Below are 15,775 nucleotides of genomic sequence, written 5' to 3' on the forward strand. Positions count from 1 at the left end.
CAATTGATTTCTGACCAAATGGTCTAAAAAATCACTGATTTCCGTTACGGCAAGCTGCGTTCCATTACGAGTGCGTCGATTTTCGGGCCGAATTCCCGCGCATAGTAGTCTTTTCGCAGGCCGCATTGATGATATTCACAGCGTTGGTACAGCGTGATGGCCGCCATATTGTCTGCCGCGACGTCCAGAAATGCCCGACTCGCCTTCATAGCGACGGCTTGTTCATGCCAATGGCGCATGATGTTAAGCGCCAGACCTTGCCGTTGCTTTGAGGGGTGAGTCGCAATCGTCAGCAGTTCGGCCTCATCCGCGATCACCTGGACCAGGGCGAAGCAGTTTGAATCCCCAAAACAATGGGTGAACGGGTTCTCAAGCAGGCTGGCGAATTCGCTGGCAGACCACGGGCGCGATTGCGTGAAGGCTGCGGCATGAGTCGATGCCATCTCGTGCGGGGTCATTCGTCCAACAGGACCGGTGGCACATCGCGCGACGGGGCGGCGTCTGCGGGTCTGACATACAGGGGTGCTGGTGGTGCGCTGACATCGCGCCACCGTTCGGCGGTCAGCCGGGCAATGGCGCGGACCTGTTTTTCTGGATCGGTGCAGGAAAACAAAGGCCCGAGCGACTCGGCTTCAACCCTTTGCATCAGACGTGGATCGGAGCCAGGGACCTGTACATAAACCTGATCACGCGGGGCAGGAATACAGGGAAGCTGGTCCGCATCGATTTGTTCCGTCAAAGCATCGAACCCTGAAACGCCCACGGCCGGAACGCCGAGACCCAACGCAAGCCCGCGTGCGGCAGAGACCGAGATTCGAATGCCTGTGAAATTTCCTGGGCCGATGCCCACACCGATTGCATCCAAGTCCGCCCATAGGCAATCGGCCTGGGCAAGCACATCTTCGAGCAGCGGTACAAGGCGCTCGGCTTGCCCGCGTGACATCGCTTCGGCCCGAGATTCAACGATTTCGCCGCCACGCAGCAAAGCGGCCGCGCAATGCGCGGCCGATGTATCAAATGCCAGAATCGTCGGGTCAGACGGCAACAGGGCGAACCTCGGTCACTTCTGGGATGTAGTGGCGCAGCAGGTTTTCGATACCCATCTTCAGGGTCAGCGTCGAAGACGGGCAGCCTGCGCAGGCCCCCTGCATGTGCAGGTACACGACGCCCCGATCAAACCCGTGGAACGTGATGTCACCGCCATCTTGTGCCACTGCAGGGCGTACTCGACTGTCCAGCAAGTCTTTGATCTGGTTGACGATATCAGCATCTTCTCCGGTGTGTTCGGCATGGCCCGAGGCCGCGACGGCATCTGCGCCCATGACTGGTTGACCGGATTGATAATGCTCCATCACCGCGCCCAGAATGGCCGGTTTGATGTGATCCCATTGAACGTCATCGGATTTGGTTACAGTGACAAAATCATTGCCAAAGAACACACCGGTGACGCCATTGACGGCAAAGATTCGATTGGCCAACGGGGACTTCTCGCCCGCTTCTGCCGTAGGAAAATCGGCGGTTCCAGCCTCAAGCACCGTTTGGCCGGGCAGGAATTTCAACGTGGCCGGGTTTGGTGTGGATTCGGTCTGGATGAACATGAGGCAGCTCCGTCTGATGTGCCTTTGATATGCGCGCAGGGGCGCGGGAAGTCAAGATTTGGAACTATTCTAAATTGTGGCCGCGTGATCCAGGGCTGCGTCCAGCCGATCATCACCCCAATACAATTCATCTCCGGCCAAAAAACTGGGTGCTCCGAACAGATCAAGCTCTTTGGCGCGCGCCGACTGCGCAAACAGGGCCGCCTTGATGTCCGCGTCTTGTGTGCGGTTCAGTATGTTAAGCGGCAGACCCGCCGTTTCCAGGCACCTCTTCAACACATCCTTTTCTGAGATATCCTGGCCTTGCCCAAACTCTGCCCGATAGACAGCCCGCACAAATGCGGCTCTTTCGGAGTGCTGTTCGATGGCCAGTGTCAGGCGCGCCGCTGTCAGGGAGTTTTGCGGAAATGGGTCGGGTCGCACAAAGGGCAGCCCCCGCGCCGCGCAAAGGCGTTCCATGTCACGCCACATGTAACGGCCTTTGGCTGGATAGATGTTGAACGGTGAGTTGCGCCATCCCTGATCCGCAAAAACCGGCCCAAGCAAGAAAGGATGCCATTCGACGGAAACACCCTTTTCCTGCGCGACATCTTCGATCCGCATCGCACTGAGATAGGAATAGGTCGAGGCGAATTCGAACCAGAACTGTATCGTTTTCGCCATCCTCGGTCCTCAGGTAATCTCTTCCAGTTTTTCCTTGCTCAGATCGCCGGGCACGATCGTGATCGGGATTGGCAGGCTGCCCGAGTTCTTCGTTAACTGAGTCACCAGTGGGCCGGGGCCCTTCTTGTCGGTACCCGCCCCAAGCACAAGCACGCCGATCTCGGGGTCTGACTGCACATGTTCTATGATTTGCGACACCGGATCACCTTCGCGAATGGCCAGCTCAGGTTCGATGTTTTGTTTGTCGCGCATCCATTTTGCAAAAACCTCGAAATGGGCATGGATACGCTCGCGTGCTTCTTCACGCATGGTTTCAGCCACACCAATCCAGTGGTTGAACTCATCTGGCGGGATCACCGACAGGATCGTCACTCCGCCGCCTGTGTGTGCGGCGCGCATCGCGGCAAACCGCATCGCATTCAGACATTCGCGGCTGTCATCCAGAATAACTAGAAACTTACGCATGGGTGTCCTCTTCAAGTTTCAGGGATCATGCCCCAGAGGTTGCGCGCTGGCAACTCGGACACGTCCAAAGCGACAGGCTAGCGTTCGCTTGCAGCCCAGTCCCAATAAAGTGTGCGGGCACGGCGGGCAATAGGGCCAACCTGAAATTGCGTATCGTCCAGAGCGGTGACAGGCGTGACCTTGTTCATGTTGCCGGACATGAACACTTCGTCGGCCTCGTGAAAATCCTCAAAGCTCAGAACCGTCTCGTGAATCGTCACACTATCCTCGCGCAGATTCTTGATATGCCGCGCCCGCGTGATCCCCGCCAGGAAAGTGCCGTTCGGAGCAGGCGTAAACACTTCGCCGTCCCTGACCATGAAGATGTTGGCTGTTGCGGTCTCGGCTACATTTCCCATCGCATCAGCGACCAGAGCGTTCGAGAACCCTTTTGATCGCGCCTCTTGCAGCATGCGTGCGTTGTTGGGGTATAGGCAACCGGCCTTGGCATTTACGACCGAACTTTCCAGCACAGGACGGCGGAATCGTGTCGTTGTCAGTGTGACCGAGGCGGTTTCCGGCGCCATCGGTATCTCTTCCAGACAAATGGCAAAACCGGTGCTGTTTTCCTGGGGGACGATCGCGGTTTGGTCCCCGTCGATCCCCCAATACATCGGGCGGATGTAGACGGCTGTGTCCGGGCTGTAGGCCTGCAATCCTTCGTGCACCAGTTCAACCATCTGTTCCGTCGTCAAGGTCGGGGTCAGCATCAAGGCTTCGGCGGACCGGTTCACCCGTGCGCAATGCGCGTGCAAGTCTGGCGCAAGGCCGTCGAAATAACGTGCGCCGTCAAAGACGGACGACCCCAGCCAGGCACCATGATCAGCTGCGCGCATGATGGGCGCGTTGCCCTCATGCCATTGCCCCTCAAAATAGGTCCGGATGTTCTTGCCGGTTGCCATGACGCCCTCCTCTTATTCAGGCAAACCCTAGGAGGGCGTCAGGCGAAGGTCCAGCCCAATCAGCGCGTTGCTGATCCAACCATACCCACGATTTCGTAGGTCTTTTGCAGGACCGGGGCTGCGATCTCGCGCGCGCGTTCGGCCCCACGGGCCAAAATCCGGTCAATCTCGGCCTGATCTGCCATCAAACGAGACATCTCGGTCGAAATCGGAGCCAGTTTCGCCACTGCCAGATCGGCCAGCATCGGTTTGAAGTCACCAAACTGCTTGCCGCCTACCTCTGACAGAACCTGTTCGACGCTCTGATCGTTCAGGGCTGCGTAGATATTGACCAGATTGCGCGCCTCGGGTCGGTCCTGCAACCCTTCGGTATCCGACGGCAACGCATCGGGGTCGGTTTTGGCTTTGCGGATTTTCTTGGCAATCGTGTCTGCGTCGTCGGTCAGGTTGATGCGACTCATGTCTGACGGGTCGGATTTCGACATCTTCTTTGACCCGTCCCGCAAGCTCATGACGCGGGTTGCCGCACCTTCGATCACTGGCTCGGTCACGGGGAAGAAATCGACGCCAAAATCGTTGTTGAATTTGATCGCAATGTCGCGCGTCAACTCAAGGTGCTGTTTCTGATCCTCACCGACCGGCACGTGTGTCGCGTGATAGATCAGAATGTCTGCTGCCATCAGGGACGGATAGGCAAAAAGTCCCAGAGACGCGTTCTGCTGGTTCTTGCCTGCCTTGTCCTTCCACTGGGTCATCCGCTGCATCCAGCCCATGCGGGCGACACAGTTGAAAACCCACGCCAATTGCGCATGTTCGGGTACTTGGCTTTGGTTGAACAGGATCGATTGTTCGGGGTCGATGCCCGCCGCGATGAAACCTGCGCACAACTCACGTGTATTGTGGGACAGCGCTGCGGGATCCTGCCATGTGGTGATCGCATGCAGATCGACCATGCAATAGATAGTTTCGAACTCTGTACCCTGCATATCCACAAAGCGCTTCATCGCGCCCAGATAGTTGCCCAGGGTCAGCCCACCAGAAGGCTGGATGCCGGAAAACACGCGCGGCGTGAACTGGGTCTCGGTCATCGAAGGGAACTCCCGTCTGGAAAAATCAGCCCCCGTCGCTTACCCATGAGGCACAGGGACGTCAACAGCCGCGAAAGGCCCCGCCCAATGAGCAGTGAGCATTATACACCCGCCGTGAACCCTTTGCCGCCTGCAGTTGTGGCGCTGGTTCTGTTCATCATCGGTATTGAACTTGCCTTCACCTTGGGATCGCGCGGTTTGGTCGGAGGGCCTGACGCGGTGGGCTGGCGGTTGGATGCGATACAGCATTATGCGTTCTCAGCAGATATTTTCGACTGGATGGTGTTGAACGGGCGCTGGCCGTTTGAGCATGTGATCCGGTTTGTGACCTATCCTTTTGTGTCGGCCAATTTCACGCAGGCTGTGTTTGTCTGCGTTTTCGTTCTGGCTATGGGCAAGATGGTCGGTGAAGTGTTTGGCGGCTTCCCCATGCTGCTGATCTTTGTCGTCTCGGGGATCGGGGGCGCATTGGCCTATGCCGTTCTTCTGGACCCGCGCTATCCGCTGATCGGAGGGTTTCCTCCGGTTTACGGGCTGATCGGGGCGTTCACGTGGTTGTTGTGGCGCAAACTGTCGTTGGTTGGCGCAAATCAGGCACGGGCTTTTCAGCTCATTGCCGTATTGATGGGCATTCAATTCCTGTTTGGTCTGATATTTGGAGGCAATTGGGAATGGGTTGCCGACCTGGGCGGGTTTGCCACCGGTTTCGGCGTATCTTTCCTTGTCGCACCCGGTGCCTGGGACCGCATCGTCGGGCGCATTCGTCGCGACTGATCAGGATCGGCGCAGCGCGCGTTTGAACTCGGACAGTTTGAATGCGCCCAAGAGATGGCCAAGACAGAAGTAAGAAGCTGCCGCGACGCAAATCAGGACAAGAAGCGCCAGATATCGCCAACCGGGAACACCCAGCGTCCACCCAAATGCCTGAAGCGCCGCGTACAAGACCACGCCCATGCCGATCGAGGCCAGCACGATCCGGCCTGCGCGCTGTTTGAACCGGTCATCGAACCGCGCTTCTTCCCCCATGCTTCGCGCTCCCAAGGCCAACAGCACGACCATGGCCCAACCCGCTGTAGATGCGGCAATAGCTGGTGCGATCCAGCCCACTACAGGGAAGAGGCCAAAAGCCAAAGCCGCATTCACGATCATTGCTACGATGGCGTAGTGAAACGGAGCGCGCGTATTCTCGCGCGCGAAATACAGGGGTTGCAGCAGTTTTTGCAGCGTGAAGGCAGGTAGCCCAACGCCATAAATCGCAACGGCTAACGCTGTGGCCGTGGTATCTTCGGCGCTGAACTGCCCCCGTTGGAAAAGGACCGAGACCAGTGGGTTGGGGATGACCAGAAACGCCACGGTCGAAGGCAGGGTCAGCAGCAGCATGAATTCCCCAGCGCGGGAAAATGCGTTGCGGGCACCATCCTTGTCCTCAGCACGCAGGCGGCGCGAGAGATCGGGCAATAAAACAATGCCAATGGCGATCCCGACCACACCCAGCGGCAGTTGATACAGCCGATCTGCGGCAAACAGCCAGCTCACGGCTTTTTCGGTTTTCGACGCAACCAACTGTCCGACCACCAGATTGACCTGTGTGACCCCCATGGCCAGAGCGGCGGGGACTGCGATCCGGACCATCCGGCGCATCTCGGGCGTTAGATGGGGCAGGCCGGGTCGGATGCGAATGCCGGCGCGCTCGGTCGCCACCCAGACCAGCGCCAACTGTGCGATACCGGCAACCGGGATGACCGAGATCAGCCATCGGATCACTTCGCCGCCGGACAGGGCTCCGGCAATCAGGGCGGTGCAGGCAAAAATGTTCAGCAAAACCGGCGCGGCTGCCGCTGCCGCGAACCGACCGGTTGCGTTCAGAACACCGGAAAAGAGGGCGGCCAGAGACATGAACAGGATGTAAGGGAAGACAACATACCCATAATCCACCGCCAGATCGAACCGCTCATCTCCGTAGAACCCTTCTGCCGTCAGCCATACTAATCCGGGCATGAAAACCAGCGCCAGCCCGACCAGTGCTAGAACAGCAAGCGCCAACAGGTTGAACGCATCCTGCGCAAAGCCCTGCGGATTTTCGTCCGCTTCCAACCGCTTTGAGAACATGGGCACAAAGGCCGCGTTAAAGGCACCTTCGGCAAAAAAGCGGCGGAACATGTTCGGCAGGCGGAATGCTGCAACAAACGCATCCATAATCGGCCCGGGGCCGATAAGCGCGGTCAGCAGAATTTCACGCAGGAATCCCAGAATGCGGCTGGCCAGTGTCCAGAAGCCAACCGTGAAAAAGCCCGAAATCAACCGGATTTGCTTCATGAGGCCGCACGCTCGGCGCCTTCGGTGATCGCCGTGCGCAGTTTCGCCTCAAGCCCGCGCTGCTTGCTTTCCGAGTGGTATTTCAATCCGAACATATCCTTGACGTAAAAGGCGTCCACCACCTGTTCGCCATAGGTCGCGATCACGGCATTGGCGATGTAGACATTCGCAGCCGCCAGTGTTCGGGTCAGGTCATATAGCAGACCGGGTCGGTCGCGCGTGTCGACCTCGATGATCGTGTAGATTTCGGACCCTTCATTATCAAAGATGATGTGGGTCGGCACGTTGAAGGCGCGTTCGCGCTTCTTGATCTTGTCGCGTGATTTCAAGGCTTCCTTGGCAACCACTTCCCCACGCAACGTCTTGTGGATCATCTGCGTCAGGCGGGGCAGGCGCGCAGCTTCGAAGGGACGCCCGTCGGCATCCTGAATCCAGAACGCATCCGTGACATAGCCGTCTTTAGTGGTGTAGCTGCGGGCATCCACAACGTTCGCGCCGACAAGGGCCAGGGCCCCGGCGATGCGGGCAAAAATCCCGGGATGGTCGCCCATTGCAAAGCAAGCGCGCGTCGCGTCACGATCCTCGTCAGGTTCAAGCCTGATCTCCATTGCGCCCGGATCGCCGCTTTGTTCCAGTGCGCGCAGCATCTCGGCAAACTCGACATGCGTCGCCAGATTGAGACCTTGCCAATAAGGATCATAGTGACGCACCGTTTCAGCTTTGAGATCCGTTTTGGACCATCCCGTCAACTCCGTACGCAAGGCTTTCTTTGCCTCAGCCCCGCGATTGGCGCGGTTGAGGTCTTCCATCCCGGTTTCCAGCGCCCGCTTGGTTTCTGCGTGCAAGGCGCGCAGCAACGTGGCTTTCCAATTGTTCCAGGTGTTGGGGCCTACACCGCGAATGTCGCAGACCGTGAGAACGGTCAACAGGTCCAGCCGTTTGACCGTTTGAACAGCCTTGGCAAAATCGCGAACGGTGCGCGGATCCGAGATGTCGCGCTTTTGCGCCATGTCCGACATCAGCAGGTGATACCGCACGAGCCATTCAACCGTTTCTGATTCTGATTTGCTCAGCCCCAATCGCGGGGCCACCTTGCGCGCAACCTGCGCGCCCAGAATCGAGTGATCCTCGGGGCGGCCTTTGGCTATGTCGTGCAGCAGCAGCGCGACGTAAAGCACCTTTCGGTTGACACCGCGTTCAAGGATCGAAGAGGCAAGCGGCAGGGATTCCACCAGTTCTCCGCGTTCGATCTGGGCCAGATTGACGATACACTGGATGGTATGCTCGTCCACTGTATAGCTGTGATACATGTTGAACTGCATCATTGCTACGATGTGCTCGAACTCGGGCAGGAAGGCCGAGAGGACACCCAGTTCGTTCATTCTACGTAACGCACGTTCCGGGTTGCCGTGTTTCAGCATCAGATCCAGAAAAATGCGCTTGGCTTCTTTGTCGTTGCGCATTTCATCGTCGATCAGATGCAGGTTGGCGCTGACAAGCCGCATCGCGTCGGGATGGATTAACATTCCGGTGCGCAGCCCTTCTTCGAACAGTCGCAGAAGGTTTACCTTGTCCAACAGGAACGTCTGAGGGTCGGCCACATCCAGCCGACCATGCACCACCTTATATCCTGCCTTGACCCTTGGGCCTCTTCGGAAAATCCGCTCGAGCAAAGGAGCGCCTTTCATGTGCAACGCTTCGAGCTTGGTCAGGAAAATCCGCGTCAGTTCGCCCACACGGGTGGCCTCGCGGAAATAGCGCTGCATGAACACCTCGACCGCACGTCGCCCGGCGCGGTCTTCATAGCCCATGCGCGCTGCAACCTCGACCTGCATGTCAAAAGTCAGCTGCTCGGTGGCGCGGCCCGTCACCAGATGCAGATGAGACCGGACGGCCCAAAGGAACTCTTCGGCCTGAACAAAAGTCTCGAACTCTTCGGGTGTGAACAAACCTAAAGGAACCAATTCGGCCACATCCTGAACGCCGTATATGTATTTTGCGATCCAATAGAGGGATTGAAGGTCGCGCAGGCCGCCCTTGCCCTCTTTCACATTGGGCTCGACCATGTAACGTTCACCTTGTTTAAGGTGCCGCTCGTCCCGTTCCTTCAGCTTCGCTTCAATAAATTCGCGTTCGGTTCCTTTGAACAACTCATTTTTCAGGCGTTGATCCAACTCATCCGCCAGCGCCTTGTCGCCTGCAAGGTAGCGTTGTTCCAACATGGCTGTGCGGATCGTGAAATCCTCTGCGCCCAGCCGCAGGCAGTCTTTGATCGTGCGCGAAGAATGCCCGACTTTCAGCCTCAGGTCCCACAAAATGTAGAGCATCGATTCGATGACGCTTTCAGCCCAGGCGGTGATTTTGTAGGGGGTTAGGAATAGCAGATCGACATCCGACGATGGCGCCATTTCTCCGCGCCCGTATCCGCCAACCGCTAGAACCGCGATCTTTTCGCCTTGGGTAGGCGTCGCCAACGGGTGCAGGCGTGTGCTGGATACTTGCATTGCCGTTCCAACAAGTTGATCCGCCAAATAGGTGTAAGACCGCGTCAGCGCGCGGGCCTCGAAAGGCTGTTTGCCAAAGGCTTCGGCAATAGCTGCGCGCCCGGCCTTTTGTGCATCGCGCAGGACCCGCACTGTTTCGGCACGCATTTTGCTGTTGTCCGGACATGACTCAAACGCCAGTGCCAGGGCGTCATTGACGATGGCACTGTCGAAGATGTCCTTGGCGGGGCAGATGAACAGGCTTTCGGATGCGGGGCTGGCACCCGGCTGATCAGAAGCCGGCGCCAGAGAAGCTTTGTGGGGCAGGGTCAATCACAACTACCTGTTTGTTCTGGATCGTGGCGACCGCCAGACCGCGTTCATTGGTGCCGTTCGGACGCAGGCGGAAGATGCCGCCAACGCCTTGGAAACCGGCGTTCTGTGTCAGGGCCGCAGCTGTCAGAGCATCGGATTTACCCTGGCTGACCAGAGCGCCGATGGCCGCAATACCGTCATAGGCCAGCCCGCTGATCGGATGGGGCGCTTCGCCATATGTCGCATTATAGCGTTGGCGATAGGCTTGTGCCTTCGACGGATCGGGCAGGGCAAACCATCCGCCCTGGACACCCGGCAGTTCCAACGTCTGAGGGGGAATATCCCAGCGCGTCAGGCCGATGAATTGCGTCGTTGCCTGAGACACTCCGGCCTCGGGCAACAATTGCGAGAATAATGGCAGTGCGCCCGCCGTTGTGGCCGTCAGGAAAACCGAATCGGCTCCGGTCGAATCAACTGTGGCTTTGATTGAGGGCACCGAGTTTATAACGCCCTGCTGCGAGCGGTCGTATCCCACAGTTCCGGCGTTGTTGACCGGGCTGCTTGCGAGCGCGTTGGCGATGGCAGCTTGGCCCTGCTGACCGGCGGCGTCGTTGCTGTGCACGATCACGGTGTTGGCTTTGCCCTGCCTGCCCGCAAAGCTCACCAGCCTGTTGGCCGTATTGTCAAAGGTCGGACCCAGGACAAAGACGTTGCCGCCAGCGATGCTGGTGTTGTTCGAAAACGAAAGAACATTGACGTTGTTACTCAACACCGCCAATCCGGCAGCATTTGCGGCCTGAGCGTATACCGGGCCGATAATGATCTTGGCACCATCCGCGACAGCTTGCTGGGCGACAGCTGTCGCCGTATTCGGGTTTCCGGCTGTGTCGTAAACACGCAGGTCAATGGTCACATTGGGCAGATCAGACATCGCCAGACGCGCTGCATTTTCCAGGCTTTGCGCCAATGCAGCATCACCTGACTGGCCAGACCCGCTGGGAACCAGCAACGCCACCGGAACCGGAGCAGAGGTATTGATCGAAGGTCCACCCCCAAAGCCGCCCGGCTCACAAGCGGCCAGAAATGCGGCGGTTGTCAGGGCAGCGGCGACTTTCGCCAGCTTGCTAACGGGCTTGCAAACGGTAAACATCTAAATGAAAACTCCCTGGTCCGGCGGCGATGAATGCTTCTGTTCTGTCGAGCCGCGATAATAAACGTCACGCTGTGAGGGTCCAGCTTTGAATTTCCAAAAGATCAGATTGGCTGCGGGCCTGTATTTTGTTGCCACTCCGATTGGAACTGCGCGCGACATTACGCTCAGGGCATTGGACGTTCTGGCCTCAGCCGATGTGATCGCGGCAGAGGACACCCGAAGCCTGCGCCGGTTGATGGAGATCCACGGCGTCCCGCTAGAGGGGCGTCGAATTCAAGCCTATCATGACCACAGCGGCGCAGGCGCGCGTGGCAAAATCATGGAGGCGCTGGCGCAGGGGCAATCAGTTGCCTATGCCTCCGAGGCGGGAATGCCGCTTATTGCTGATCCGGGCTATGATCTGGGCAAGCAGGCGGCTGAAGCCGGGCATATGGTAACGTGCGCCCCAGGCGCATCGGCCGCTGTGACAGCGTTGACTCTGGCGGGTCTTCCGACGGATGCGTTCTTTTTTGCAGGGTTTCTGCCAAATGCATCGGGTGCACGCCGCTCCCGGATTGAAGCGCTGAAGGAAATTCCGGGCACGTTGGTGTTCTACGAATCTCCGAAACGTGTGTCATCCAGCTTGTCGGATCTGGCCTTGGTTCTGGGGGCAGACCGCCAGGCGGCGCTGTGTCGCGAACTGACCAAGAAATTCGAAGAGATCCGCCGTGGAACCCTGGCCGAATTGGCCGAGGAGTATCAAGACAAGACGGTCAAGGGTGAAATCGTTCTGCTGGTGGATCGCGGCCATTCGCAAAGCGTTAACGAATCTGACGTAGAAGACGCTTTGAAGCGAGCGCTGGAAAACCATTCGGTTCGGGATGCGGCAGATCTTGTTTCAAAAATGTATGACCTGCCGCGCCGACCGATTTACCAGAAAGCTCTGAAACTGGGAAAATGATGACATGGGTCGGCGGACAAATCAGGGCTCTGTTTCCTATCATGCCGGGCAAGCGGCAGAGCTGCGGGTCGCCGAGGACTATGAGCGCCGTGGCTTGACCATTCTGCATCGCCGCTGGCGCGGTGCGGGCGGTGAAATCGATCTGATCGCGCGCAACGGCGATGGGCTTGTGTTCATCGAGGTCAAGAAAAGCAGCAGTTTCGACAAGGCGGCTGCCCGGATCAGCCGCAAACAGATTGACCGAATCTGTACCTCAGCCGCACAGTTTCTCGAGAACGAACCAAACGGGCAACTGACCGATGTGCGCTTTGATGCAGCGCTTGTAGATGGTTCAGGCGCTGTTCAAATCATCGAAAACGCCTTCGGTCACGCCTAAGCCCCATTGAACCCAGGGACCTGCTGGGCCATGTATCTGGCGTGAAACTGAGGGACACGTCATGAAAATCGCCTTTCAAATGGACCCGATCGGGGCCGTGGACGTCAACGCCGACAGCTCATTCCGTCTGGCGGAAGAGGCGCAGGCGCGCGGGCATTCTTTGTTTTTCTACGGGCCGGATCAGTTGGCCTATCAAGAAGGTCGCATCACGGCGCGTGGCCATGACATGACCGTGCAGCGGATCGCGGGTGATCCGGCTGTGCTGGGGCCGGAACGCGAGGTTGATTTGGCCGATTTTGATGTGGTTTGGCTGCGTCAGGACCCTCCGTTTGACATGCACTACATCACGTCGACGCATTTGCTGGATCGCATCAACGGTCAGACGCTGGTGGTCAACGACCCTTTTTGGGTGCGCAACTATCCGGAAAAGCTGCTGGTCCTGGATTTCCCTGACCTAACTCCGCCGACAACGATTGCGCGCGACCTGCAGACGATCAAAGCGTTTAAGGAAGAACATGGGGATATCATCCTCAAGCCGCTCTATGGCAATGGCGGCGCAGGGGTGTTCCGGCTGGATGCCAAGGATCGCAATCTGACGTCCCTGCACGAACTGTTTACGGGGTTCTCGCGTGAACCCCTGATTGTGCAGAAGTTCCTGCCGGATGTCAGCAATGGCGACAAGCGGGTGATCCTTGTCGATGGTGAGCCGGTTGGTGCGATCAACCGGGTTCCTGCGGCGGGGGAAACGCGGTCCAACATGCATGTGGGCGGGCGTCCGGAAAAGATCGGCTTGTCCGAGCGTGATCTTGAGATTTGCGCCGCTATCGGACCCCTGCTGAAAGAAAAAGGTCAGATCTTTGTCGGGATCGACGTCATTGGCGACTATCTGACCGAGATCAACGTGACCTCGCCCACTGGCATTCAGGAACTTGAACGCTTCGATGGTGTCAACATTGCCGAAAAAATCTGGCAGGCCATCGAAGCCAAGATCTAAGCCATGACACGGGCGCTGATGCGAAAGCTCAGCGCCTCGGCCACATGCGGTCTGTGGATGTTTGCGGAACCGTCCAGATCAGCGATGGTGCGCGCCACCCTCAGGATCCGGTGGAACGCGCGGGCGGACAGGCCAAACCGATCCGCCGCTTTTAGCAACAGCTCTTTGCCTTCCGCATCGGGTGTTGCGATCTCCTCCAGAACCTTACCTTCTGCATCCGCGTTTTGGCGCAGATGTGGGGTTTCTCGAAATCGGTTTGCCTGAATGGCGCGGGCATTATCGACCCGTTCGGCGACCGTGGCAGAGCTGTCGCCGGATGGCGGTAAGTCAAGATCGGTGAACGCCACCGGCGGCACTTCGATCCTTAGGTCGAACCTGTCCATCAATGGCCCTGAGATGCGGTTCAGATAGTCCTCGCCACAGCCCGGTGCGCGCGAGCAGGCCCGAGAGGGGTCCGTCAGATAGCCGCATTTGCAGGGGTTGGCCGCAGCCACCAGCATAAAGCGGCAGGGATATTTCACATGGGCATTTGCACGCGCCACCATGACTTCACCGGTTTCGATGGGCTGGCGCAGGGTTTCCAGAACAGTGCGTGGAAACTCAGGAAACTCATCCATGAACAGCACCCCGTTATGAGCCAGTGAAATCTCCCCAGGTTTCGCCCCTTTGCCGCCTCCGACAATTGCGGCCATCGAGGCCGTATGGTGAGGCTCGCGAAACGGGCGCGTGCGATTGATGCCGCCTTCGTCCAGCAAACCGCACAACGACTGGATCATCGAGGTTTCTAATGCTTCGACTGCGGTTAAGGGCGGCAGGATACCTGGCAGTCGCGCCGCCAGCATGGATTTGCCTGATCCCGGCGTGCCGATCATGATCAGGTGGTGACGTCCTGCTGCGGCAATTTCCAGGGCGCGTTTGGCACGTTCCTGCCCTTTTACATCGCGCAGATCTTTTGCGCTGCGCGTCAGATTCACCTCGCCGGGCTGAGCGGCAGGCAGGGGTGATTGGCCCGAGAAATGGCGGACAACATCGCCCAGAGATCCCGCGCCGATCACCTGGGTCGCGTCAACCCAGGCCGCTTCGGCGCTGGAAGCTTTGGGGCATAGCAATATGCGATCATCGGCCGCCGCCGTCATCGCCGCGGGCAGAGCGCCGACCACCGGAACCAGCGAGCCGTCGAGTGAAAGCTCTCCCAACGCTACGGTGCTTTCCGCGGCATCGGCAGGAATGATCTCGAGCGCTGATAACAACGCGACCGCGATGGGCAGGTCGAAATGGCTGCCTTCTTTGGGTAGGTCAGCGGGGGACAGGTTGATGGTTATCCGCTTTGAGGGCAAGGCGATTGCCATCGCGGTCAGCGCGCTGCGCACCCGGTCGCGGGCTTCGGACACGGCCTTGTCCGGCAGGCCCACGATGGAAAATGCGGGCAGGCCGGGAGACACGGCGCATTGCACTTCAACCGGGCGGGCATCGACCCCTTGGAAAGCGACAGTGTGGGCGCGGGCGACCATGGCAGTCCTGTTCTTGGTTAACAGGACGTTGATGTCATGGTTGTGGTTTAAGAGTCGTTAACGGATGCGCGCAAGGCAGTGAATTTGGGCCACGCGCCGGGGTCAGCTACTGTTTTGTCGCGACAGAACGGATTGCAGAATCCCCAGCACTGGCCGTCCAATTCCAGAAAGTCGGCGACCGGTTTGCCGGAATACGGGCAAATCTTGTTGAGAGAGGGGCCGCCTGAAACCGCCATGGCATTTGAGACCCCTCCGACCGGCCAGGGCATGGATGGCAGGTTCTGCGGATAGGGAAACGGCTCATATCGAATGGTCAGACCCATTGCACGCCATTGTCTGACGGTTGGGTCTGACAGCAAGTCCAAACAATAGACTCGGTTTGCTTCGGACACTGGCAGCCCATAGCCGATGATCCGTGCGGAAACAGGAGTGTAGAACGCGTCTGCCAGAGTGTATGCGCCAAACAACGGACCTTCTTCCGCGCCAGAGATGCGTCTCGCGTGCGCCCAGAGCGTCTCAATCCGTTCAAGATCGGCTAAAGTCTGGGATGACGGGGCAAATCCTTGCCACACATGCTGTAACTGCATCGGGCATTGGCCACGCAGGGCGCTGAAACCGGCGACCATTTCAGCGCAGAGCCAGCGCGCGGTTGCTCGTGCTGCAGGATCTGCAGGCCACAGCCCTGCTTCCGGGTGACGCTCTGCCAGCGTTTCGGCCATGGCCAGGCTTTCGCCTACGACCGTCCCCTCGGGCAGGCGCAAGGCGGGAACCAGACGGGCCGGGGCAAGCGGTTCCATGTCTTGTTTCATGCTGCCTGAGTAAAGGCCGATCATGTGGCTGCGATAGGGCAGGTTGAATTTCTCAAGCATCAACCAGCCGCGCAGGGACCAACTGGAAAAGAGGCGGTCGCCGATATACAAGTCATAAGTCAT

16 protein-coding genes are annotated in these 15,775 nt (G+C 58.4%); 4 read left to right on the forward strand and 12 right to left on the reverse strand.

Annotated elements, in window-relative coordinates; all coding sequences use genetic code 11:
- Nucleotides 1-44: 44 nt before the first annotated feature.
- From AC2FLD_RS08580 to trpS, 7 genes are all read right to left on the reverse strand, one after another.
- On the reverse strand, nucleotides 45-458 hold the full coding sequence (locus tag AC2FLD_RS08580; protein WP_496668619.1) for a GNAT family N-acetyltransferase: 414 nt from the start codon (nucleotides 456-458) through the stop codon (nucleotides 45-47).
- Nucleotides 455-1,045: a tRNA (adenosine(37)-N6)-threonylcarbamoyltransferase complex dimerization subunit type 1 TsaB gene (tsaB, locus tag AC2FLD_RS08585; RefSeq protein WP_496668620.1), complete on the reverse strand. Its 591-nt coding sequence runs from the start codon at nucleotides 1,043-1,045 to the stop codon at nucleotides 455-457. The genes AC2FLD_RS08580 and tsaB overlap by 4 nt, the downstream gene beginning before the upstream one ends.
- Nucleotides 1,035-1,598 carry a NifU family protein gene (locus AC2FLD_RS08590; protein ID WP_050604092.1) on the reverse strand — a complete coding sequence of 188 codons (564 nt, stop codon included), beginning with the start codon at nucleotides 1,596-1,598 and terminating at the stop codon, nucleotides 1,035-1,037. The genes tsaB and AC2FLD_RS08590 overlap by 11 nt, the downstream gene beginning before the upstream one ends.
- Before the next feature lie 69 nt (nucleotides 1,599-1,667).
- Nucleotides 1,668-2,261 carry a 2-hydroxychromene-2-carboxylate isomerase gene (locus tag AC2FLD_RS08595; RefSeq protein ID WP_496668621.1) on the reverse strand — a complete coding sequence of 198 codons (594 nt, stop codon included), beginning with the start codon at nucleotides 2,259-2,261 and terminating at the stop codon, nucleotides 1,668-1,670.
- A 9-nt stretch (nucleotides 2,262-2,270) separates the two neighbouring features.
- Nucleotides 2,271-2,726: a universal stress protein gene (locus AC2FLD_RS08600; protein ID WP_050604094.1), complete on the reverse strand. Its 456-nt coding sequence runs from the start codon at nucleotides 2,724-2,726 to the stop codon at nucleotides 2,271-2,273.
- A 77-nt stretch (nucleotides 2,727-2,803) separates the two neighbouring features.
- A complete protein-coding gene (locus tag AC2FLD_RS08605) occupies nucleotides 2,804-3,667 on the reverse strand; it encodes a branched-chain amino acid aminotransferase (RefSeq protein ID WP_496668622.1) in 864 nt (287 codons plus the stop codon).
- A 59-nt stretch (nucleotides 3,668-3,726) separates the two neighbouring features.
- Nucleotides 3,727-4,755: a tryptophan--tRNA ligase gene (trpS, locus tag AC2FLD_RS08610; protein ID WP_496668623.1), complete on the reverse strand. Its 1,029-nt coding sequence runs from the start codon at nucleotides 4,753-4,755 to the stop codon at nucleotides 3,727-3,729.
- An 87-nt stretch (nucleotides 4,756-4,842) separates the two neighbouring features.
- Between trpS and AC2FLD_RS08615 the strand changes: the two genes are divergently transcribed.
- On the forward strand, nucleotides 4,843-5,529 hold the full coding sequence (locus AC2FLD_RS08615; protein ID WP_050604097.1) for a rhomboid family intramembrane serine protease: 687 nt from the start codon (nucleotides 4,843-4,845) through the stop codon (nucleotides 5,527-5,529).
- Here the strand turns inward: AC2FLD_RS08615 and murJ are convergent, their stop codons facing one another.
- Genes murJ through AC2FLD_RS08630 form a run of 3 tightly spaced genes read right to left on the reverse strand, consistent with a single transcriptional unit; the run spans nucleotide 5,530 to nucleotide 11,019 of the window.
- Nucleotides 5,530-7,071, reverse strand: coding sequence for a murein biosynthesis integral membrane protein MurJ (gene murJ / locus AC2FLD_RS08620; protein ID WP_496668624.1), 1,542 nt, complete (start codon nucleotides 7,069-7,071; stop codon nucleotides 5,530-5,532). It lies immediately after the preceding gene.
- Nucleotides 7,068-9,887 (reverse strand): [protein-PII] uridylyltransferase, encoded by a 2,820-nt coding sequence (locus tag AC2FLD_RS08625; protein WP_496668625.1) that lies wholly within the window; start codon nucleotides 9,885-9,887, stop codon nucleotides 7,068-7,070. The genes murJ and AC2FLD_RS08625 overlap by 4 nt, the downstream gene beginning before the upstream one ends.
- The gene (locus AC2FLD_RS08630) at nucleotides 9,847-11,019 is read right to left on the reverse strand and encodes a penicillin-binding protein activator (RefSeq protein ID WP_496668626.1); all 1,173 of its coding nucleotides are present in this window, start codon (nucleotides 11,017-11,019) and stop codon (nucleotides 9,847-9,849) included. Before AC2FLD_RS08630 ends, AC2FLD_RS08625 begins: the two co-directional genes overlap by 41 nt.
- An 88-nt stretch (nucleotides 11,020-11,107) precedes the next feature.
- Between AC2FLD_RS08630 and rsmI the strand changes: the two genes are divergently transcribed.
- The 3 genes from rsmI (at nucleotide 11,108) to gshB (ending at nucleotide 13,332) form a co-directional block, all read left to right on the forward strand.
- Nucleotides 11,108-11,962, forward strand: coding sequence for a 16S rRNA (cytidine(1402)-2'-O)-methyltransferase (gene rsmI, locus AC2FLD_RS08635; protein ID WP_496668627.1), 855 nt, complete (start codon nucleotides 11,108-11,110; stop codon nucleotides 11,960-11,962).
- 4 nt (nucleotides 11,963-11,966) lie between these two features.
- A complete protein-coding gene (locus AC2FLD_RS08640) occupies nucleotides 11,967-12,338 on the forward strand; it encodes a YraN family protein (RefSeq protein WP_496668628.1) in 372 nt (123 codons plus the stop codon).
- 61 nt (nucleotides 12,339-12,399) lie between these two features.
- A complete protein-coding gene (gene gshB, locus AC2FLD_RS08645) occupies nucleotides 12,400-13,332 on the forward strand; it encodes a glutathione synthase (protein ID WP_496668629.1) in 933 nt (310 codons plus the stop codon).
- Here the strand turns inward: gshB and AC2FLD_RS08650 are convergent.
- Both AC2FLD_RS08650 and AC2FLD_RS08655 read right to left on the reverse strand, forming a co-directional pair.
- Complete coding sequence (locus tag AC2FLD_RS08650; RefSeq protein WP_496668630.1) at nucleotides 13,329-14,843, reverse strand: YifB family Mg chelatase-like AAA ATPase; 1,515 nt, start codon at nucleotides 14,841-14,843, stop codon at nucleotides 13,329-13,331. The two genes, gshB and AC2FLD_RS08650, sit on opposite strands and share 4 nt — an antisense overlap.
- Nucleotides 14,844-14,890: 47 nt before the next feature.
- Entirely contained in the window at nucleotides 14,891-15,775 is an 885-nt protein-coding gene (locus AC2FLD_RS08655) for a glutathione S-transferase (protein WP_496668631.1), read from the reverse strand.

It is taken from the genome of Ruegeria sp. CDSA021, assembly GCF_059612325.1.